The 21,733-nt window shown below is 63.9% G+C and carries 15 protein-coding genes and 3 pseudogenes; 12 read left to right on the top strand and 6 right to left on the bottom strand.

Annotated elements, in window-relative coordinates:
• Genes PX554_RS25245 through PX554_RS25235 form a run of 3 tightly spaced genes read left to right on the top strand, consistent with a single transcriptional unit; the run spans position 1 to position 7,437 of the window.
• Positions 1 to 1,542 carry a methylation-associated defense system protein MAD7 family protein gene (locus PX554_RS25245; protein ID WP_275504896.1) on the top strand — a complete coding sequence of 514 codons (1,542 nt, stop codon included), beginning with the start codon at positions 1 to 3 and terminating at the stop codon, positions 1,540 to 1,542.
• Positions 1,539 to 7,070, top strand: coding sequence for an FtsK/SpoIIIE domain-containing protein (locus PX554_RS25240; RefSeq protein WP_275504895.1), 5,532 nt, complete (start codon positions 1,539 to 1,541; stop codon positions 7,068 to 7,070). Before PX554_RS25245 ends, PX554_RS25240 begins: the two co-directional genes overlap by 4 nt.
• A 25-nt stretch (positions 7,071 to 7,095) precedes the next feature.
• Positions 7,096 to 7,437, top strand: coding sequence for a DUF262 domain-containing protein (locus PX554_RS25235; protein WP_275504894.1), 342 nt, complete (start codon positions 7,096 to 7,098; stop codon positions 7,435 to 7,437).
• A 123-nt stretch (positions 7,438 to 7,560) separates the two neighbouring features.
• Here the strand turns inward: PX554_RS25235 and PX554_RS25230 are convergent, their stop codons facing one another.
• Positions 7,561 to 8,640, bottom strand: a complete 1,080-nt coding sequence (locus tag PX554_RS25230; protein WP_275504893.1) for an IS5 family transposase — start codon at positions 8,638 to 8,640, stop codon at positions 7,561 to 7,563.
• A gap of 248 nt (positions 8,641 to 8,888) precedes the next feature.
• Between PX554_RS25230 and PX554_RS25225 the strand changes: the two genes are divergently transcribed.
• On the top strand, positions 8,889 to 9,644 hold the full coding sequence (locus PX554_RS25225) for a hypothetical protein (protein WP_275504892.1): 756 nt from the start codon (positions 8,889 to 8,891) through the stop codon (positions 9,642 to 9,644).
• Between the two features lies 1 nt (position 9,645).
• The gene (locus PX554_RS25220) at positions 9,646 to 10,521 is read left to right on the top strand and encodes a protein kinase domain-containing protein (protein WP_275504891.1); all 876 of its coding nucleotides are present in this window, start codon (positions 9,646 to 9,648) and stop codon (positions 10,519 to 10,521) included.
• Between the two features lie 10 nt (positions 10,522 to 10,531).
• On the opposite strand, the gene PX554_RS25215 is transcribed toward PX554_RS25220, so the two are convergent.
• From PX554_RS25215 to PX554_RS25195, 5 genes are all read right to left on the bottom strand, one after another.
• The gene (locus PX554_RS25215) at positions 10,532 to 11,371 is read right to left on the bottom strand and encodes a phosphoadenosine phosphosulfate reductase family protein (protein ID WP_275504890.1); all 840 of its coding nucleotides are present in this window, start codon (positions 11,369 to 11,371) and stop codon (positions 10,532 to 10,534) included.
• Positions 11,368 to 14,676 carry a hypothetical protein gene (locus tag PX554_RS25210; protein WP_275504889.1) on the bottom strand — a complete coding sequence of 1,103 codons (3,309 nt, stop codon included), beginning with the start codon at positions 14,674 to 14,676 and terminating at the stop codon, positions 11,368 to 11,370. The genes PX554_RS25215 and PX554_RS25210 overlap by 4 nt, the downstream gene beginning before the upstream one ends.
• Positions 14,673 to 15,596, bottom strand: a complete 924-nt coding sequence (locus PX554_RS25205; protein WP_275504888.1) for a DUF4007 family protein — start codon at positions 15,594 to 15,596, stop codon at positions 14,673 to 14,675. Before PX554_RS25205 ends, PX554_RS25210 begins: the two co-directional genes overlap by 4 nt.
• Before the next feature lie 11 nt (positions 15,597 to 15,607).
• Entirely contained in the window at positions 15,608 to 16,780 is a 1,173-nt protein-coding gene (locus tag PX554_RS25200) for a cysteine desulfurase family protein (protein ID WP_275504887.1), read from the bottom strand.
• A 358-nt stretch (positions 16,781 to 17,138) separates the two neighbouring features.
• Positions 17,139 to 17,360, bottom strand: a complete 222-nt coding sequence (locus PX554_RS25195) for a hypothetical protein (RefSeq protein WP_275504886.1) — start codon at positions 17,358 to 17,360, stop codon at positions 17,139 to 17,141.
• Here PX554_RS25195 and PX554_RS25190 point away from each other — a divergent pair.
• The 7 genes and pseudogenes from PX554_RS25190 to PX554_RS26740 all read left to right on the top strand — a co-directional run.
• A pseudogene (locus tag PX554_RS25190) lies at positions 17,361 to 17,636 on the top strand (IS110 family transposase); the annotation flags it as partial.
• 359 nt (positions 17,637 to 17,995) lie between these two features.
• The gene (locus PX554_RS25185; protein WP_275504884.1) at positions 17,996 to 18,955 is read left to right on the top strand and encodes a helix-turn-helix domain-containing protein; all 960 of its coding nucleotides are present in this window, start codon (positions 17,996 to 17,998) and stop codon (positions 18,953 to 18,955) included.
• Between the two features lie 135 nt (positions 18,956 to 19,090).
• Positions 19,091 to 19,573, top strand: coding sequence for a TonB-dependent receptor (locus tag PX554_RS25180; RefSeq protein WP_275504883.1), 483 nt, complete (start codon positions 19,091 to 19,093; stop codon positions 19,571 to 19,573).
• Entirely contained in the window at positions 19,573 to 20,322 is a 750-nt protein-coding gene (locus PX554_RS25175) for an SDR family NAD(P)-dependent oxidoreductase (protein ID WP_275504882.1), read from the top strand. The genes PX554_RS25180 and PX554_RS25175 overlap by 1 nt, the downstream gene beginning before the upstream one ends.
• A gap of 31 nt (positions 20,323 to 20,353) precedes the next feature.
• Positions 20,354 to 21,232: an MBL fold metallo-hydrolase gene (locus PX554_RS25170; RefSeq protein WP_275504881.1), complete on the top strand. Its 879-nt coding sequence runs from the start codon at positions 20,354 to 20,356 to the stop codon at positions 21,230 to 21,232.
• A 45-nt stretch (positions 21,233 to 21,277) separates the two neighbouring features.
• Positions 21,278 to 21,595 (top strand): annotated as a pseudogene (locus PX554_RS25165) (Tm-1-like ATP-binding domain-containing protein); the annotation flags it as partial.
• A gap of 13 nt (positions 21,596 to 21,608) precedes the next feature.
• Positions 21,609 to 21,733: pseudogene (locus PX554_RS26740) on the top strand (DDE-type integrase/transposase/recombinase); the annotation flags it as partial.

Genomic DNA, 21,733 nt, shown 5'->3' with positions numbered 1-21,733 from the left:
ATGGAAATCCTTGCCCGCCCCACCGAGTTCGAGGACCGCGCCGGTCCCGCCTTCTGGATCGACGAAGCGATCTGGGGCCACCGCCTGCACGACGAACAGGCGCCGTGGCTGATCTTCCTCGAGTTCATGACCGTGCTGCTCGCCGAACATCGCGAGGGACGGGCGCTCAGGGAGGAGCGGCTCAACAGCCTCTCCTACAAGCCGCAGCTCCAGCTGCGCCTGCGCAATCTCGTCTTCAACAATCCGCATGTGATGACGGTGCGCGCCGAAGCCCGATCGGACGAGGCGGCCTGGGCCAGCTGGCTCGAGAAAATGGCCGACACCGCCGGCGGGATCGAGGATCGCAACTTCGCCTATTTGCGCGACCGGTTCGAGAGCTTCGACGACTTCGCGGCGGTACTGAGCTTCCTCCAGGGTTCGGCGATCGAGGGCGCCAGCAACAAGCGCTGGAGTTCGAAATTCGTGTTCCCGTTCGGTCCGCACGCGCTCTACGAAGACGTCAATGTGAAGCCAAGCGGCAGTGTCTCGAACGATCGCCGCTTCTTCGCGCGCTCGGGCGAACTCCTCTATCTCATGCTCAGCCGCAGTCAGCACGCCGATGCGCTGCGCAACCTGCTTGTCACGCGCTTTCTGGAAAGCCCGGCGCCCTATGACAGCATGGCGCATGCTCTGCAGGGCGAGCGGCAGCTCGCCAAGGCCGAACGCGCCGGCGCCTATCTGCCCTGTTCGAGCCATCCGATCTTCGACCGGCTTGCCGCCGACTGGCTCGCAATCCTCAACCTGCCGATCCCGGCGCATGACGCGATCCCGCATCTCGTCACCATGACCGGGCTCAATCTCATCCTCTATCAGATCGACCGCGCGCGCGAGCTGCTCGACCGGCCGCCGATCAGCCTCGTCTGCGAGATCGTCTCGCCGCGCAAATCGGTGGTACGCGACCTCTCGGCCGACAGCTATCAGCACAACAACATGCTGCCGCAGCAAGCGATCGAGCATTTCGTGCGCCGCGTCACCGCGACCGATGCGTGGACCGAGGCGCTGGCGTCGGACGATCCGACGTTCAATGCAATCGACATCCTCAAGCGCGAGTTCGGCTGGCCCGACGGCGACGATGACGAGCTCTCGACCGACCCGCAGGATTTTGTCGACGCGCTGGTCGACCGCGCGACGGTTCGCCACAAACAGCATGTCGGCAAGATCCACATGACCTGGTCGCGCGCGATCGGGCTGGCCTCGCGGCGCTCGAGCCGGCGCGTGCGCTATGCGCCGACCGATCGTTTGCTCAAGACGCTGGTCATCGCCTGTGTCGGAGAGCGGCTCGAATTCAAGGATTTCCTGGTGCTGCTTCATGAGCGCTATGGCTTCGTCATCGGCGACGCGCAGGCCCGGCCGTTCATCGATGCCGGCACCGCCGATCAGGAAGACTTCTCCGACAATGCACACCGTTTGGAAGAACGGCTCGCCAGCCTCGGTCTGTTGAAGCGCCTGTCCGACAGCTGCGCTTATGTCGAAAACCCGTTCCAGCGAGCCCAAGCCGCGTGACTCCTTCCGATCTGATCGGCGCCGCCGGCGCGACCTCCATTCGCCTGCGTCTGGAAAGCCTCACCCCCGAGGATGAACTCGCACGCTATCTGCTCGACCGGTTGACCGGCGAACAGGTCGCCGCGATCACCCGCGCGCTGCTCGCCGATGGCGCGACCGCGGCCAAGTTGATGATCGCGCTGCCGCGCGACCTCGTCGCGCCGTTCGGCTTGCCCGAGACGGTCATCACCGACGAGCGCACCGTGCGTGTCCGCAACCTCGCCTGCGACCGGCCGGCGATGCTCATCGCCAATACCGATGATGATCAGGGCGCCTCGCTCGGCGACGTCACGCTGATCGGCGCCAAGCAGCTGACGGAAGAGCCCGATACCTGGGTCGACGCCGCAGTTGCTGGGCTTGGTCTCGTCGATACCCAGATCGCGGCATGGAAGGCGGCGCTGCGCGGTCTCAACAGCGCCGACGACTGGACGCTCCATCAGATCGGCACCTATGTCGCGATGACGCGCGAGCGTATCGAAACCGACGCCGTGCCGGTCGCCGCGGCGCTTGGCTGGGCCTTGCCGGCGCTGCGTCTGCCACGCGACAGCGGCTATTTCATGGGCCTTGGCGACAAGGACCGCGAACAGCCGCGCCGCTGGAAGAAGCTGTTCGAGAAACTGGTTTCCGACCGCAAGCCGCTCCTGATGAAGCAGCGGCCCAACCGCCAGATCATTGAGAGCGAAGAGCTGCGCAGCCAGTTCGACGAAGTGCGTGAGGACATTCCGGCTGAAGTTCATCCGGCGATCGACGCCTTCATTGATACAGCGCCGGGCTGGGGACCCGAAGCCGAAGCGCTCGCCGCGTTCGAATGGGAAGGGGAGAGCGTTCTCCAGCTCTTCTCGGGCATCAAATTGAAGAAGACCTCCTTCGCGCAGGAGACGATCAACTTCTTCGAGTTCACCTTGCCCGACCGGCTGAGCGCGGCCGATGACGAATATCTGATCGTGCTCAAGGGCCGTTCGCTCAAGGAAACTCGCGACGACGATCGCGACTTTTTCGAGGCGCATCGCGACGATCTCGCCCAGGACAAATCGCTGCGTGTTAAATGGGAGCGGTTCATCTTCGGCCGCCCGATCGAATGCACCGATTTTCTCGAAGGCCTGTTGCGGGCGATCGAGCGGCTGTTCGGGCAGGTCAATCTGCTCGGCGGCACGCGCAAGCTCACCATCAAGTCGGCGCGCCGCAGCCGCAACCAGTGGCTCGATCTCAATGCCGATGTCGGCCTGGCCTTCGGCCTGCGCTATCGCGGCCTCAAGGATCTGATCGGTCCGTCGGTCGACTGGGACGTGCCCCATCTCTTCGCATATGAAGAGCTGCTCGACCGCGCCAAGGCGCGGCAGAAGAAATACCGCCGCAACGAGTCCACCGCGCGCGGCGCGATCCAGATCAAGTTCGATATCGCGCTGAGCGTCGGCGGCGAACGCGCTACCGTGCAATTGGTCTGGACCGGGCAACCCGGTGTCATCGGCCTCGAATTGCCCAAGGATGTCGGCCGGCTGCTCAAGCGACCGTTCGTGCGGAGCAATGTCGCGCGCCTGCCGGTCAGCCGCAAAGGCGCGCTGCAATCGGTGTCGCTCGTCGATGTCGGCACTTTGCAACCTGCCTTCGGTCAGGATGCCGGCACCCTGGTCCCACGCACCAACGCCGGCGAGGATATCGCCAAGCTCTTCCCCAAGGCGCTCAAGGCCGCGCGCAACGGCGGCCGCATCGATGCCGCCGGCTTCGCCGCGATCGAGGCGAGCTGGTCCGCTTTCGCTACGCTTTACACCGATGCGCTGACTGCGCTGCAAAGCTCGGGCTATGCCTCGGGCACGCTGATCGCGCAGGCCGAGGCCTATGGCGCGCTGCTCTCGACGCTCGCGGCCCATGCGGTCGGCGACCTCAATCGCCGCGATCTGTGGGAGCCTCTGCTGAGCGTCGGCACCGTCACCGTGCTCGGCGGCGCGCCATCGGCGATCGTCGCGCCCTGGCATCCGCTGCGCCTTGCCGCCAGCGCCGCCAAGATGCGCTCGGTCGCGGGACTCGCTGACTATTTGCTCTCCGATGTCGATGTGAATTTCGGGGATTCGCGCCTGTTCTTCGCCGATCTGCGCGACGAGCTCGCCCATCCGCTGTTTCCCGAAATCGCGGTCGGCTATGACGGCAGCGAGGCGGTGCTCCTCGCCGAGACCAGCACGGTAAATGACTATAGCCTGCTTGAACGGCCGGTGCGCGATCCGTCCGAGGCGACCACCGATGTCGATCCAGCCGAAGCGGCGCGGCAGATCCGGTCCTTGCTCGAACGCTATCTCGACCTGCAGCCGCATGAGCGCTCGAACCTGTCGATCATGCTCTACAATTGCGACGCGGCCGGGCTCCCGCTCGCCACCGTCAATGCGCTCGGCTCGGTGCAGGACCAGGACGAGGTGCATTGCAATGTGCTGGTGCGGCACCGCGACCGCTCGCGGCTCTCGCGGGTCTACACCGAGTTGCTCGAACGCTCCGAAGGCGATCCAGACGCCGTCGTCGTGAGCGAAACCTCGCGAAATTTCATGTCCAAGCTGCGCATCGGCGTGATGCTCGACGCCGGCACCACCACCGGCGGCGGCACCCGCGAAATCGATGTCGCTTTCCTGCACGATGCCGTCTCGCGTCAGGCGCGCGAACAATGGTTTCCGGTGCCTGCGATCAGCGACAATCCGACCCTGCTCGAACATGTCCCCGCGCGCTGGTCCTATCGCCGCGTGACCTCCGAGGACGAGCTCAAGGCGACCAGCTACCTAACCTGTCCGCGCCAGCCCGATGCCGGCTGGGCCTATGTCGATGCCGTCGCCAATATCGTGCGCCGCCAGTCGCACGGCGCCGACGAACATTATCTGCCCGCGCGCCAGATCTCGTTCCAGGATGGCGGATTGAAGGCGATGTTCGAGGAGGTCCATGGCCTTGCCGAATGGGTCGCGACCTATGACGACCTGCTCGACAAGCGCCAGCTCGCCGCGCAGGGCATCAATGTCATCCGCTATCGCCGGCAGCGCACCCATGGCCGCAACATGGTGGTCTCCTCGACCTCCGAACTACGCATCCTCCATGTGCTGGTCCTGCGCCGCCTGACCGAATTGTCGCTCGGGCTCGACGACGCGCGGCTCGGCGCGCTCGCCAAACGGATGATCGAGGACGCCAACGCGATCTCGGGCGATATCGTGCTGCGCGCAGCCAAGCGCGGCGTTTCCGCTGGCGAACTCATCGGGCTCGTGCTCAGCCGCGCGCTGATTGCCGAGGAAATGGGCAGCAGCGCCGCGGTCGCCTGGTTCCTGCTCGACGATTATGCCGAGTGGCTCGGCCAGAAAGAGCAAGGCATCGCCGACATCCTCGGGCTCAGCCTTTCAACCGATGCCGAGGGCGAGCCGCAGCTGCGCGCGATCGTCACCGAAGCCAAATATGTTGACCAGTCGGGGGCGGCCGAAGCCAGTCGCAAGTCGCGCAGCCAGCTCCGCCAGACCGTCGCGCGGATCGATGACGCCCTGTTCGGCGATCCTGGCCGTCTCGACCGCGATCTCTGGCTGTCGCGCATCGCCGATCTGTTGCTCGACGGCACGGCCGCTTTGGGCCAGCCCAATTTGCTCGAGCGGGTGCGCGACGGCATCCGACGCGGCGCCGTACCGATCGACCTGCGCGGCTATTCGCATATCTTCATCTCCGGCCCGGCCGGCGATGGCAGCAATGCGGGCGAACAGGACGCATTGCCCGGCATCCAGGGCGGCCTGCAGGAGACCTTCTCCCGCGAGGGACTGCGCCAGCTGCTGAAGGCCTATGAAGCACGGACACCGCTGGCTGTCGTGCGCGAGAGTCTTGGCGAGGACCGTAGCTGGGATACGCCGCATTTCAGCGCGCCAGCACCGCGCGTCGAATGGACCAAGTCGATCGGGTTCGATGCGACGCCGGCCGCCACCGCCAAGCCGATCGTCCATGACTATGACGAGGATGACGACGAGGGCGATCCCGAAGGCGGCATCACCGTCGGCGAGCCGGCGCCGACGCCCAGTCCCACTGGCGGCGGCGTAGCAGAGGGTTCTGATGATGAGCCCGCCGCACCGCCGGATGCAGCGAATGCTACCCCACCGACCGATGGCGGCGCCGTGATGCCTGACCCATCGCCGCCAGCAGGCAATGGCGATGGGGCAGGGGTGAGCGCTGCGCCGGTCGAGCCTGCGATCGCTCCGGATGATAATCCACCTACGGGTACGGCAGCCGCGCCGGTCACCCCGCCGCCGCCCGTTCCGGCCGCCCCCGCGTCAGTGGCAACGCCGGTAGCGCCGGTCGTTGCGGCAAGGGCAGGTCTCTCGATCGACGCCCTGATCCAGGCCCGCGCCGAAAAGGCGCATGAGGAATCGGCCGAAGCGCAGAACTGGCTCGATGCGACCGCGCAGAAACTGCGTTCGGCGCTGCTCGGCTATAATCTCCAGGCCAAGATCACCGGCACGCGGCTCACCCCCAATGCCGCGCTGATCCGCTTCATGGGATCGGACCGGCTGCGCGTCGAGGACATCGAGGCGCGTCAGTCGGCACTGCTCACCACCCATGGCCTGCGGCTGATTTCGGTTTCGCCGCTTCCCGGCGAGATCGTTGTCGGGGTTGCCCGCCCGCAGCGGCAGATCGTGTCGCTCTGGGATGTCTGGGCGCGCCGCGAGATCAACCGCAACGCCGCCGGTGTAAACGCCTCGTTTCTGCTCGGGCTGAAGGAACTCGACGGCGATATCCTCTATCTCAACCTTGGCGGTCCCTTCGCCGGCGGACAGCAGCACGAACCGCATACGCTGGTCGCGGGCGCGACCGGTTCGGGCAAATCGGTGCTGATCCAGGCACTATTGCTCGATATCGCCGCCACCAATCCCAGCAATCTCGCGCATATCTATCTCATCGACCCCAAGATGGGGGTCGATTACGCAGCGGTCGAGAGGCTGCCGCATCTCCAGGGCGGGGTGATCGTCGACCAGACCCGCGCGGTCGAGGTGATGGAAGGCCTCGTTGCCGAGATGGAGCGGCGCTACGAGCTGTTCCGCATCCATGGCGCGCGCGACATCCGCGCGTTCAACACCAAGGTCGCGGCGTCGGAGCGTCTACCCTATGTATTCCTTGTCCATGACGAGTTCGCCGAATGGATGCTGACCGACGACTATAAGTCAGCGGTGACATCCAACGTCTCGCGGCTCGGGGTCAAGGCGCGCGCGGCGGGCATGCACCTGATCTTCGCAGCCCAGCGGCCCGATGCCAATGTCATGCCGATGCAGCTGCGCGACAATCTCGGCAATCGCCTGATCCTCAAGGTTGCGAGCGTCGGCACATCGGAAATCGCGCTTGGCGTAAAGGGTGCCGAACAGTTGCTCGGGCTAGGGCATCTCGCCGCGCGATTGAGCGGCGAGCCGGCGATCATCTACGCGCAGGCGCCGTTCCTGTCGGACGACGACATCGACGCGGTGGTGGACGCAATCATCGCTGGTGATCAGGCCTAAAGCATTTTGAAGAGGACCAGCCATCGTGGCCAAGTGGAATTCCAGTCCCCACCCTATCTCGGATCTTCGAGATTGGAACGACCTTGGGCGGCTCGAGCTTCGTCCTTCCTTTCAGCGCAAAGAGGTTTGGAATCCTGCGGCGCGGATCATGCTCATCGACACAATCCTGCGTGAAGTACCGATGCCTAAGATGTTCCTGTGGAACGAGGTCAGAAACGGCCATACCCACCGACAAGTCATCGATGGCCAACAGCGTATTTCGGCGATTCTCGCCTTTTTACGTGATGAGTTTGCGTTGGATGAACCCTATCAAGGCGCTCACGAGGGGCTAAAGTTCTCCGAGCTGGAGACCCGCAAAAACCGGTAGATCGCGTTGAAGGGACCGGGGTTGATAGCGCCGACATCGCCGGGCCCAGAACAGAGCAGCATTCAAACCGATTTCCGTGATGCCCGGCGTCGAGTTCGCCGGTTTGCCGGTTTGCAGGCAGATTCAGCCCCTGCATTCCCGGCGTTCATGGAAGATCAGCCTGTTGAAGTTGTAGGCTAGGTTGCAAAGGGTCAGCTTCGCCTCGGCACGGGCCAGCCCGATCGTGCGGATGAACAGCCCGAACCTGGTCTTCTGATGGGCGAAGACATGTTCGACATGGGCCCGGATCGAAGATTTGGAAGCGTTGGCCCGCGCGGTTGCCTTCGACATGGGCTTGCCCATGGGTTTGCGCCGATGAATGCGGGAGGTGAGCATCTGATCCGACAACCACTTCTCGTTGCGCTGTGAGCGATAGGCGCTGTCAGCCCAGACCTCGGAACTGGTATTGTCCGTGCTGACGACCTGCCGGAGAAGACGCCCGTCCGCCGCTGACGCCGAAGTCACCGCCATGCCTCGAATGAAGCCGAAGCGACGGTCGATGCTGATGTGGGATTTGTAGCCGAAGACCGGCAGTGCGATCATGGGGAGCGGCGTTCCATCCGCCCGATACCGGACTTTCCCGCCGACCTTGAGCGTCCAACGGGCGTCGGTATCCTTCTGTGCTGCCTTGTTCGGCTCGTCCGGCCAGATATCTCGGGCGCTCTTGCCCGACTTGATCGCTTCGCGTTCGCCCTCAGTGTTCCGCTGTCTTGGCGCAGGCACCAGCGAGGCGTCCACGATCTGCCCCGACATCGGAATGTAGCCCTTCTTCTGGAGTTGCCAGTCAAAGGCCTTCATCACCCGCTTGAGCGTTCCTGTCACGGTCAGACGATTGCGAAAATGTCGGATCGTGTTCTCGTCCGGCGTGCGATCCCCGAGCGACAGCCCCAGAAACCGCAGCCAACTCAGCCGATCGCGGATCATGAACTCCATCCGTGCGTCTGACAGATTATGCTGCGCCTGCAGGATCAGCGCCTTGAACATCATCACCGGATCGAAGGGTGGGCGGCCGCCTTTGCTACCATCGCCATAACCAAGCCCTTCGACCAGCCACGTCCGGAAATACTCGAAATCCACCGCCTCCTGCAAAACCTCGAGCGGATCGCCCTCCTTGCTCAAGGCCTCAAGATGATCGCTCAAACTGAACAGGGACTTGGGATCCATGGCTGGCCTCCGTGATCGCGCCCCATCAATGAATCATCATAGCCGCCCAAACACTACCGGTTTTTGCGGGTCTCCAGCTGCCTGACGATGTCCAAGACAGCATCCTTCAATACAAGATCGACTACAACGAAGCGGTCGGGTTCACCGAGGCTGAGGTCCGGGAGGTCTATTCCCGCGTCAACAAATACTCGTTACCCCTGAACAAGCAGGAGCTGCGCAGAGCGGATTATCCTGGGCGCTTTTTGGATTTGGCGACCGAGCTTTCGCTCAACGAGTATTTGGATGAGACCCGGATATTCACTGTTGCCCAGCGTCGTCGCATGGGCGACGTAGAATTTGTCTCGGAAATCCTCGCTGGAATGCTTGAGGGCCCGCAAGACAAAAAGGGCGATCTCGACTATTTCTATTCTCGCTATGCGGAGTGGGATAAGGCGGCAGAAAAGGATGTCCGCGCGGAGTTCGATGCGGTCCTCGCTGACTTTCAGAAGATCTTCGTGGCTGGGAAGCTCGTCCTGTCGAAGACCCGGTTCAAGCAGAAATCCGATTTTTATTCGCTTTTTCTGACAATCCACGAGTTCCAGAAGAGCGGCCATAAATTGGATGGGCAGGATCTCGACCCGCTGCGCGGCGACCTGCGGATACTGGATGAAAACATCGCCCCAGAGTCGGAGATCGATGTTCTCAGCGAATACGCGATCAAATGCGTCTCCCAGGCCAACACGGTGGCTAGCCGATCATGGCGCAAGAATTTTTTAATGGGGATCATGTCCGGCACCTATCGCGCGCGCCGGCCCGACCAGCCGGTCCACGAAGTACTCGAATTCATGGCCACGCAACTTGATCACAGCGCCGATGGCAAATTATTCGAGCATTGTGTAGCTTGCGGTAAGCCTTTCAACGAACATGGTGAGCACGAGCTCGCACTCGACTGGCGTTCAGACGCAACGGTGTTCCAGCTTTCGAACGCCTGCTGGCGCGTCGTTGGCTGCGGTGAAGCGGCCTGACATGGCGGAGCTGTTTGCAGGGCGCGGTGATCAGCCGCCGCGAGAAACTATCGTCATTCCAGACGAGATTAGGGCTGACTCGGGGCGGCTCTATGAGATAGGTGATCGTATCGCAGCTGGCGGTAATGGTGTTGTCCACCGCTGTGTCGACCTAAATGACGGCACCGAATATGCGATTAAATTCTTATTGGATTTGCGTCAGCATCGTCGCACCCGCTTCGCGCGTGAACGCGCGCTGCTTGCTGACCTGAAGCACGAGCATCTGATCGTATATCAGGACTGCGGAGAAGTAGTCGGAGAACTGCGTCGCCAGCGCGGCCGAGGCGGTGGCGAGAAATCGGTCCCGTTTATTGTGATGATCCTGGCAACAGAAGCTCTGACTGATCTCGTCAAACGCGCCGACGTGCCAAAGGAGATTTTCCTCGCGCAGTTTCGTGGTTTAGCGGAAGGGCTCGGCGAGCTTCACACGAAGGCGATCCATCGAGACATAAAGCCGGACAATATTCTGGTTGTGGGCGACCGCTGGGTACTGAGCGACTACGGCTTATGCGACATGGTCGGGCTCCCGCCAGAGGAACGAATGACGCCCGATTGGGAGGTGGTGGGGCCACGATTCTGGATGTCCCCAGAAGCCAACAATCGAAGCATTGGGCGTGATGACGCCATCGATGCTGCGTCTGATGTTTTCCAGTTGGCATCGGTCTTTTGGTTCGTGGTCAACCGGAGCCATCCCACGGGCGTCCTCTCGCGCGACGACTGGCGTGGCCCTGACGCTCTGTTCGAGCCAATCTTCCGAGCGCTTCATCATCGATCGGATTTAAGGCCAGCAGATGGCACCGCATTTGCCAACCAGATCGATGCTGCCATCGTTGGCTGAGGTTACCGCATCATTTATGGCAAATGACGCAGCTGCTTGATCCCTCGTCGATGCCATAGACATCGTCGATCGTCTCGGCGGTGTTGGCCGAGAGTGGATTGACCCGGCGATTCCTGCGCAGCCGATCGCGGCGCTTCTCATAGTCGGCCTTGATCTGGCTGACCCGGTCGGGCGCGATCAGCTCGGTCAGGCTTTCGCCCTGGCTCCAGGTAAACGGCGAGCCGTCCTTGAGTGCGGTCTTCTCATAGTCGACGGCCTCGGCGAAGCGGTCGGGGTGGTTCTCGGACAGGCGGACCCATTCGATCTTCTGCTGGTAGAAGCAGAAGGTGCAGCCCGAGCGCGAGCGCCACTTATAATAGTCCGGCTCGCCGACATCGGATTGTTCAAGAATCTCGAGCACGCCGGCACGGTCGATCCCGGCATCGCGCAGCGGGAAATGCACGCGCATATTGGGATGGGTCGCCTGATAGCCTTCGCGGCTCGGCTCGTCGGCGCGGATCGCGACATAGCTGTGAATGACCGTGCCGGCTTCGAGGTCGGCCTTCAGCCAATGTTCGAGCGGGCGTAATTTGAGCTGTCTGGTGCACCAGCGCGTGCGCGGCGACGGCAGGAAATTGCCATATTCGTCGAGCCAGAAGTCGAAGTCGCGATCGGGGTTCAGGCGCTGGATCGGCTTGCCAAGAAAGCCCTCGAGCTTGTCGAGGAAGCTATAGACCTCGGGCAGCTCCTTGCCCGTATCGGTGAAGAAATATTCGAGCGGCAGCCGCGGATGATGCTGGCGCATGTACACGGCAAGCGACGCGCTATCGCGGCCTCCCGAAATGCCAAGGATATGGCGTTCATTGGTCATGCCGCTTCGGCCTCATCTTCATGCTCGGCGGCGAGCATCGCCACCGCGCGCGCGAGTGCTGCGAGCTGCAGGCGACCGGTCTTGTCATCGGCCTGCAAGGCGGCGACTAGTCGGTCGGCCATGCCGGCGGCAGCGGCCTTTTCCTGGTCGTTGAGGACGAAGCTGCGCATCAGCGGCGGGGCCTTGGGGTCGAGCCCGACGACCAGCGCCAGCGCCTCAGTATGCGATTTGCGGTCGCGCACGACCGCAAGCGCCTCGAGTTCCCGGAAGCGACGGCCGTAGCGTGCGATCTCGGTCAGCGCTTCCTCGCGGTCACGATCGGACCAGTTGCGCGCCGGACGGTGCAGGAGCACGCTGACCAGGCTCTCGATATCGCCATTGCCCTGTTCAATCGCAGCGGCGCGATCGGCAAAGGCATCGAAATTATAGTCGTTGGTCAGGCCCTTGATTGCGGCCGTCCGTTCGGTGATCCCGCCGAAATCATTGGGGTCGATGCCGAGCGCGCGGCCGAGCGCCAGACGGACTTCGGCGAGCAGTTCGGGATAGCTGGCTTCAGCCTCGAGGATCGCCTGGTGGATCGCTTCGGGGGTCAGTGCCTCGCCAAGCGCATCGGGCAGATCGTCGAACAGCAGCTTTTCCGGGTCGTCGGACTTGGTGACGACGCTGCGAATTGTGCGCGCCTGGGCATCCATCCGCTGGGTGCGCTTCGCGAAATTGGGCAAGGCCTCAAAGCGCTGGAACAGCGCCGCGGCGATCGGCAGCGATGCATTGCTGTCCTCGATTTCGAGCAATTTGCCAAGACCGCTCAAGAAAGCGAGTTCACGCACCGAGCGATCGATCTTGCGCAGCCGGAAGCTGCCCGGCTTCTGAATCAGCTTGTCGACCACCACATCGTCGATCGCGGTCTGATAGATGCCGTCAATATAGATCGCCACGGTGTCGGCTTTGGCGAGCATATAGGCGAGCGCTATCGCCGGCATGACCCCGGCCTTGATGCCATAGGGCGGGGCTGCCCAACGCGCATAGATCTGGTCGAGCGGCTCGTCGCCGGCGGCATCGAGCACGTCCCAAGCCGGCTGGAGCGACTGACCGACGCGGCTCTCGTCCGGTCCCATGAAGGCGTAGCGGCCGGGCTCGACCTCACGGTGAAGACCAAATGGCTTGATGACGGTTAGATAGAGACCGAGCTCGGCCGGATATTGCGTCATGCCGAGCTGTTCCTGCCCACCGGCATGGACCATCGCATGAGCAAGATCGCGCAGCGCCGCCATCGAATTGGAGGACGGCTTGTCGCGCTGGAGCAATTCGCTCTTGAGGATCGGCGCCTTGGCATAGCCGGCATCGGCGAGCGCGCTCGCGATGATCGCTAGCGGCTCGCTGTGCGCGCGCTTCGGGGCAGGGGCCAAATACCATTTGGCACCTTCGAGCGCGGCTTCCAATTTGCGGTGCAGTTCGTCGATGCAGCGTGACTGGCGAGCGGCGATCTCGCGCCGGGCAATCCGGTCGCCTTCAAGCTGCGGATGTTCGCGGAAGACGCGTTCGACCGCCAGCAGTTCGGCAGCGGCGCTGCGCAGTGCGAAGCTCTCGCTGGCGCTGCCGATCGCGATGACCCGGCCGCTCGCCTTGAGCGCCTTGGCCACGCTCTTGGCGAGCGCCTCCATCGCCTGGCGCGGCAAGCTGCCATCGGCGAGGAACAGCAGCAGCAGACCGCTGCCCCGCTGCGGGCGAGCGTCGATACGCGCGACCAGCGATTCGGTTGTGTCCTCGGGCGACACCACCTGCAGCGCGATCTCGAACGTACGCAGCGCCCCGGTCAGGAAATAATGGCGTTTGGCGGTCGCGAAGCCGAACCCGACTCGATTGGGGATGCCCTCGAGCTGGAAATTGTCGACCGGCATCTCGGCGCGCCCGATCGCTTCGTCGAGGTCGAAGTCGCTGCCCGCGAACAGCGCATAGCCGCCAAGCCGCGGCTGGCGGATCAGCACCGCCCAGTCGAGCAGATCCTTGATCGCCGCGCGCACCCCTTTCTCCGGCGCGTTCGGCACCGAGGCGATCAGAAACTCATCGGCGAGCGTCACGCCCGAGCCGTTGCGGAAGAACTCGATCACCGCTGCCGCCTTGGTCAACGCGACATGAATGCCATCGCCCTTGGCGCCCGCGCGCTCGATCGCTTCATAGGCGAGGCTGAACCGGCTGCCGTCGCTGCCGCCGGCGAGCGCCATGCCGAAATTGGCGGCGAGATAGTCCCACAGCATCGCGGGATCATAGGTCGCGCCGGCCTCGTCGGCATGGACGAGGAAATCCTGGAAGCCCGACGGTTCGGCCGAACTCAGGAAGCCGAAGACGCTGCGTTCATTCTGCGCGAAGCGCGCGCGCGAGACCGGCCCCAGCAGCAGCGCAGTCACCGGATTGAGCGGCCAGGTGTCAGCGAGCGCGCGAGCGAGGATATGCGTATCGGTCGGCCGCCGCTTGGCGACCTCGTCCGCGACCGTTCGGGCAACCTCTTCGGCCGCCGGCGGATGCTCCGCCGAAATCGCCTTTCCAAGCAGCGCAACGGTTTCGTCGGTGCCAGACAGGAACGCGATGTCGTGGAAACGACCCTGGACCTTGGCCCATTCCTGGCGTGCGTCGCGCGCGGCGCGGGCGGCATATTGCTCGAAGGACTGGTGCAGGATGCCGATGACGACCAGCCGGCCCTTGCTACGGGTCGCATGTTCGGCGAGATCCTGCAGCAGATGCACATCGCCGCCCTCGAGCGCTTCATGCTCGAGCAGCTTGCCAAGTTCGTCGAGAATCAGCAGCGTGCCGCTCGACGCGGTTTCGCCGCCGGCGATCAGCGCCGAAATCAGTCTGTCATCGCTGACACTGTGCGCGGCGACCTCGGCCGAACTCCAGTCGAGCGCGATCGTCGCTGCTTCGATGATCGCATCGCGCAGCCGTTGCCGGCTGCCGGTGACCGCGACCACCTTCCAGCGGCCATTCGGCTCGGGAAAGGCTTCGGTGTAGAGGCGGCTCAGCGCCTCGCCGGCAATGTCGCGCGCAATCTTGCGGTTGCCCTTGGTGCCCGCGACGAGATTGGCGAGCAGCAGCGCCGCGCTCGATTTGCCGCCACCATAGGGACCGGTCCAGGTGAACGCGCCCTGGTGGCTGTCGCACTGGCTGTCGCCCAATGTCTTCAGCGCCTTGGCGATGCTCGCCTGCATGACATAGCCGACCAGCGGCGGCGTGCCATTCAAATCGGCATCGAGCCGCGCCGAGCGCGCGAAGCGCCGGTCGATCGTGACGATCGCGGAGAGCTTGGTCATGCCGCTGCCTCCAAGGGCACCGGACGCGGATAGGCGAGGGGCAGGGTGGTCAGCGGATTGAACTCCGCAACGCGCTGGATCTGGCGCAGGCCGGCGGTATCGACCCATTTCCACGCATCGTCGGTCAGATCGTCGAGCCGCATCAGCCGGGTGATGACGCTGTCCTCGTCGAGCTTGAACACGCGGCCAGGCGAGCCCGGCGCATAGCAAATCTGTTCGGCGGTCAGCGTCGTCGCATGGCCGCTGCGCGCCCAGAAGTCGCCGAGCGCATAAGCGAACACCGCATCGCTGAGGCTTGGTTTGGGGCCGCGCACGAACTCATACCAGCCGCCAAGCCGCGCCTCGCGAATGATCGACAGCTCAGCCAGCAACGGCTCGGCGGCATCTTCGTTGAGCGCATCGCCGCGCCGGACATAGCTGCGCAGGAACACCTCGATGTCGCGCTTCAGCGTGCCGCGGGTTGCGCGCCAGCCATTCTCCTCGACCAATGCGAAGATTTCCTCGAGCAGGATCGCCGGATCGAACTCGATCGCGCTTAGGAGATTAAAGGCATAATAGGCCGTCGTCGTCATCTCGGGCGTCGAGGCGACATGCCAATGCGCGAGCCAGATGGTCGCCGCCTGTTCGAGATAAGGGTCGAGACCGTCATCGGCGAGCACGGTCTTGCCGAGCGCCGTCGGCGTGATCACGCGATCCTGTTCGGTGAAGAAGCCGGTCGCCAGCGCCCAGTAGCGCATCGACGCAGCCATGTTGCGGCCCACGCCAAATCGAGCGATTGCCGCTTGTTCCTGGAATGTTCTTGTGTCAGCACCGTCGCCGACGGCATCAAATGCCTTTTTCAACCATAGCAGGCGCAGCGGAAATGTTTCATGACCGGCAAACTGCCCTCTCGAATCAAATTTTTTCGAACCCCGCCGCATGGCGCGGAACGCTACTGGCGAACCTCTCCAGCCGCAAGCCGAGAACGGTCCGCGGCGGCGACAATGCGATCGGCTGCGTGGTCGATCACGGCATCGTCGAGGTAGCGATGGCAGAAAATGCGGACCACCTGGCGCGCATCACCTTCAGAAAATCCAATTGCCTCAAGCACATGCGATTGTTTTATCTGGCCCGATGTGCAGGCCGAGCCGGTCGACAGCGAAATCTCGCGCGCCGCCAACGTGCACAACCGGTCGGCATCGACGCCGACAAGCTGGAGCGCGGCGCTGCCGGGCACGACCGGCGCATCACCGGTGATCCGGCGGTACCGCAACTGCCGTTCGGCCAGGCCATCGAGCAAGGCGGCGATCATCACGTCGCCGTGGCCGCGATCGTTATCGAGGCCGGTGCGCGCCGCTTTGGCGGCAGCGCCGAACCCGGCGATCAGCGCCACCGGCTCGGTGCCGGGCCGCATCGCATCCTGTTGGCCGCCGCCATGGATCAACGGCATCGGCTTAGGCGCATGGGCGGCGACATAAAGTGCACCGATCCCCATCGGCCCATAGCATTTGTGGGCCGAGAGGCTGAGATAGTCGACGTCGAGATCGAGCACATCGACTTGGATCTTGCCGGCCGCCTGCGCCGCATCGCTGTGGATGAAGCCGCCGGCGGCATGGACTAGCGCCGCGGCTTCGGCGACGGGTTGAATGGTGCCGGTCTCGTTATTGACCAACATGATCGAGGCGAGCAGCAGATCCTCGCCCATCAGTGCGGCGAAGGCGTCGAGAGCGAGCCGGCCGTTCTGGTCGACCCGGGCGATATCGACCGCGAAGCCTTGAGCCGCCAGCACCTGCGCGGGTTCGAGCACGGCCTTGTGCTCGATCGCCGAGACGATGATCCGGCGGCGCTCCGGAAACTGCGCGGCGGCGCGCTGCGCTACGCCAAGGAGCGCCAGATTATTGGCTTCAGTGGCGCCAGCGGTGAAGATGATCTCGGACGGAGCGGCGCCGATCAGCGCGGCGACATCGGCGCGGCCTTCGGCGATCAAGCGCGCGGCGCGCTCGCCCGAAGCATTGGGCGAGCCGGCATTGCCGGGCTGCTCCCACACGCTCAGCATCGCGTCGCGCGCTTCCGGGGCCAGCGGCAGGGTCGCAAACCCGTCGAGATAGATTGGCGCGCTGTTCATCACGCACGACCGCGCGCGATGGCGAGGCCCACGCTATGGAACGGGGAAGGGAGCTCATGCTTCATGAGTGAAGACGTAGCGGCAGACGCACCGGATCAGAAGGCGATTTGCGAACAGCGCTGTGACGACTAGCGATTCCCGGCAAGGGGTCTTGTTCAAACCATCACCCTGCAATGGCGGAATTGTCCCGCAGTCCGCCATTTAGCGCGGCAATCAGCGGGAGCGAGAGGACGTGTTCCCGGATGATGAATGGATGTCCGAAATTGGGGAACGGGAAGGGTGCCGTGAATGACCGCATGTGGGTCATTCAGAGCATTCCATATCGATTTTCCGCATGAACCCGTGATCGATCGCGGGTTCAGCTTTTATCGAGGACAACGGTTCGGCATGTCGCGGCGGAGCGCCGGGCAGCATCGAGGATGCGCGCCACGACCAGCGCGTTCGCCAGCGAGGAGGGTTCGGTATCGGTCGCCGGCACCCGTCCGCGGACGACGGCGGTCAGATAGGCAAGCGAGTCGCTAAACGCCGGCGCCGGCGTCGGCAGCTTGCGCTCCGCTTTTTCGCCGCGCAGTCGAACCACGCGGGCAACGCGCAAGCACGGACGATGTTGATCGAGGCGGGCTGGTCGTATCGGCTGCCCGCTCGCGAGGAGCGACACTACCGTGAACGGGTCATCGACTTGCCCGAGGACATCCAAGCGATCGGGTGGAAGGCGCAGGTTCGCCTGTGCCAGCGCTACCGTCGCCTGGCGGCCACCGGAAAGCCCCAGCCCAAGGTGACCACCGCGATCGCGCGTGAATTGGTCGGCTATGCCTGGGACATCGCCAGTCGAGTGTCGCCAGCGATAGCCGGCTGATCCACACAGAACAATTCCAGGAGGAGGCGCCAGGGCACCAACTGCATAGCCTTGGCCGGCGTGCCGCGGGCACCCGACTGTGATGGGCAATCCACGGTGTACGGTGGGGCAGGTTCGTCCGACGCCCGAACTTAGACGGAGGATAGGCCCAGCGACGGATACGGGTAGTGCGGTAACCAACCCGCGGATGAGAGCATGATCAATCGTCGTCGATCAGGCGTCCGCGGCACACCCGCCAAGGTCAATGCGAACGCTGGTATTGCGGCCAGCGACAAGGTAAACTCGGCCAGCGTCTCGGATGGCAGTCATGAGAGCGTACAATAAGGATGATTCCCGATCGAGGAATCAGATAGGGCAGGATGAGGACGGCAGCGCTATCATCGCCGGGGCAATTCGGCACGCAGTCCACATCGGCGCTGCACCAGTGGAATGACGTCGTCGGCGATACGTTCGTCGGTTGCGTCGTCGATACGTGCACGGCCGATTTCGAAGGCGAATTATCGCGTTGCAGCATCAACGACATGAGGCTGGTTCGCGTCAAGGCGCAGCCATCGACGGTGACGCGCTGGCTTGACGGCCGCCCGAGGCACAGCTCGGGTACTGCCATTCTTCATCTGCAGGATACCGGCTCCAGCATCAGCGAACAATGTGGACGTCGTACGACGGTGAACCCCGGCGACGGGGCGCTATGCGATCCCGACGAGCGATACACCGTCGATTTTCCAACCTCTTACGCAATGTTCGTCCTGGAGCTTCCGATTGCCGCGATCGTCGATCGCGAACCGAGTTTCGATCTGGAATCCTTCGCCGGTCGAAAGGTCGACACGCACCGATCGCAGATTCTGCTGTCCTTCCTCCGCACCGCGTGGACGCAGTATGACGATTGCGCGCAAGACCCCGATTGGCGCGATTGCGTCAGCCATGTCGGACTCGATCTCGCATTGCGGTCGATCTGTCGCGCCGATTATCACTGGACAGCCGGTCCATCCGCCGATCTGCGGCGCGTGGTGCTCGAGCACATCCGAGGTCACATCGGCGATCCGGCGCTGCGCACCTCCACGATCGCCCAGACCCTCCGGGTAAGCCCTCGATCGGTACAGTCTGTCTTCGAGCGCCTGGCCACGACCACCAGCGGCTTTATCCTCCAGAAACGGCTCGAGCGGGCCGCACGACTGCTCGTCGATCAGCCCGCCGGTCGATCGATCACCGATCTCGCCTTTGATTGCGGTTTCTCCGACTCGGCATATTTCTCGCGCTGTTTCCGGCGCCGTTACGGCGTGTCGCCGCGCGAATATCGCACAAAGGGCTCGCTTAGATAGGATTGTGCGCAATCGTCCAAGTCGCCTGCCGTTCCGTTAAAGACGCATCCCGCGAAACAAGCCTAGCCTGTCGCCAACAAGAATGATGTTGGGGAGACGAGGATGACCAGGAACTGCCTTGTTTCGTCTGCGGCGATGACGATCGCGCTGCCCTGGAACTCAGCCGCGGTCGGCCAGCAGGCGACATCGCCCGGCGAGCAGTCGCAAGCCGACTCTGCACCGCAGCAGCAGGGCGACGCATCGATGCTGGACGCGGGCACCACCGCCGGAGATCGACTGCCCAAGACGCCACACTGGAAGGTCAACATCAGTCCACGCTACACGATCGACCTGGATAACGGCGGCCAGTTGATCGCCAATGTTGACTACACCTATACCTCGGCGCTGTTCAACAATACCGAGAACACGCCGGAACTGCGGCGCGATCCGGTCCATCTCGTCAACCCATCGATCATCTATCGCGCGCCCGGCAATCGCTGGTCGCTGACGGCGGGCGGCAACAACGTCGCCAACCAGCGATATCTGACGACCGGTCAGTTCCAGCCGGGAGGCGGCCTGATCTACGGCACTTACAGCCGGCCTGCGGAATGGAATGCCAAATTAGGAGTGACGTTCTGATGCGGTTTTCCGGCAAGACGGTGCTTATCACCGGCGCGGCCACCGGGATCGGGCGCGCCGCCGCCCTCGCCTTCGCCGCCGAGGGTGCGGCGGTCGCGATCGGCGATGTCGATCCGCGTGCCGCCGAAACCGTCGATCTGATCGTCCGCGGCGGCGCGCGGGCACAGCTGATCCCGACGGATGTCAGCGACGGCGATCAGGTGCGCGCACTCGTCGCGCAGTGCGTGGAGACGTTCGGCAGGCTGGATTGCGCGTTCAACAATGCCGGCATCCTGCCCGATACCGCGCGGCTGCACGAGGTGGAGCGAAGCGATTTCGAGCGGGTGATGGCGATCGACGTCGGTGGCGTATTCCACGCGATGCAGGCCGAGATTCGCCACATGCTCGGCCACGGCGGCGGCGCGATCGTCAACACCGCGTCGGTGGCCGGCGTGATCGCTGATCCGGGCATGTCCGCCTATGTGGCCGCAAAACATGCGGTGGTCGGACTGACCAAGGCGGCGGCGATCGAATATGCCCGCGACAACATTCGCGTGAATGCCATCGCGCCGGGCCTGGTCGCGACCCCGATGACCCGGCGCTGGCTGGACGATCCCGCGTTCCGCGAAGCCTTTTTCGCCGCGAGTCCGATCGGGCGTGCGGCCGAGCCGGAGGAGATCGTCGGAACCGTCCTGCACCTCTGCTCGGACGCGGCGTCGTTCACCAACGGCCAGATCGCCGTGCTCGACGGCGGGCAGACCGCGCACTGAAACCCGATCCACCGGTAAAAGGACACAGCGAATGACCGACACTGCGATCAGCCAGCCGGCACCGGCGGAAGCACCGGCAACCGAGACTTCCGCGCTGACCTATCAGGTATTCAACACCTCGGTCACCAGCATGGCGGCCAACATGACGCTGATCCTGGGCAAGGAGGAGGCGATCCTGGTCGATGCGCCGTTCTCGCGCGCGGATGCGCACCGCGTGGTCGCCGAGATACTCGACAGCGGAAAGCGGCTGACGACGATTTTCGTCACCCACGATCATCCCGACCATTTCTTCGGCCTGGACGTGATCCTGGACGCATTCCCGGATGCTCGGGCGGTCGCGCATCCGGTCGTGGTCGCCGACATGACGCGATCGGTGCCGATCAAGTTCGAGCGCTGGAGCCCCCTGCTCGGCGCCAACGCCCCGGTCCGCCAGGTGGTGCCGACCGCGATCGACGCCGACGGCACGCTGAAGATCGAAGGGCACAAGCTGCAGGTGCTCGGACCGATGCAGGGCGACCATGTCCACGCGACGACGGTATGGGATCCCGACAGCCGCACGCTGATTGCCGGCGACGTCGCCTTCAACCTGGTCTTCCCCTGGCTCGGCGAGCATCTCGGCCCGCAATATGACGCTTGGCTCGAAGCGATCGACGCGATGAAGGCGCTCCAGCCCGCACGGCTCATCCCGGGGCATACCAAGCCCGGCCTGACCGACGACAGCGAGGCACTGGACTGGACGCGCCGCTACATCGAGACGTTCGAGGCCGAGAGCAAGGTCGCCGGCGACTCGGCGACGCTCGCCGCGCGCATGTACGCTCTTTACCCGGACACGATCGACGTCGCCGGCGGATTCCTGGTCGGCGTGTCGAGCCAGGTCGGGACCGGCGAGATCGAGCCGTGGGACGAATGACGATGCCCCCTTCGCCGCACGTCACGCCGATCAGGATATGATGCCATGACCGCATCGAAGGCTCGCGTGCTGCTGCTCTGCACGCTCGACACCAAGGCCGAGGAAGCCCGCTACCTGCGGGCGATGCTCGAGAACGAGGGTGTCGAGGTCGTTCATCTCGACACCAGCATCCGCGAGACGATCGCGGGCGCGGAGATTGCCCCGCCGGCGATCGCGGCGGCGGCGGGCACCGATATCGCCGCCGTCCGGGCGCTGGGCCATGAAGGCAAGGCGCAGGCGGTGATGATCGAAGGCGCGATCAGGCTGGCGCATGCGGCCGATGCCGAGGCGCCGCTCTCGGCGATCCTCGCCATCGGCGGCTCGATGGGGACCACGCATCGGGTGGGGCTGGATGTATCTGTCGACCGTGCTCGACGACTTCTCGCGCTACATCATCGCCTGGAAGCTGTGCACCAACATGCGAGCCGAGGACGTCACCGACACGCTGGACCTCGCCCTGGC

It is taken from the genome of Sphingomonas pollutisoli (assembly GCF_029167165.1).
In the GTDB taxonomy this organism is placed as follows: Bacteria; Pseudomonadota; Alphaproteobacteria; order Sphingomonadales; family Sphingomonadaceae; genus Sphingomonas; species Sphingomonas pollutisoli.
Note: the sequence above shows the minus strand (reverse complement) of the source record. Positions and strands in the feature narration are given on the sequence as shown.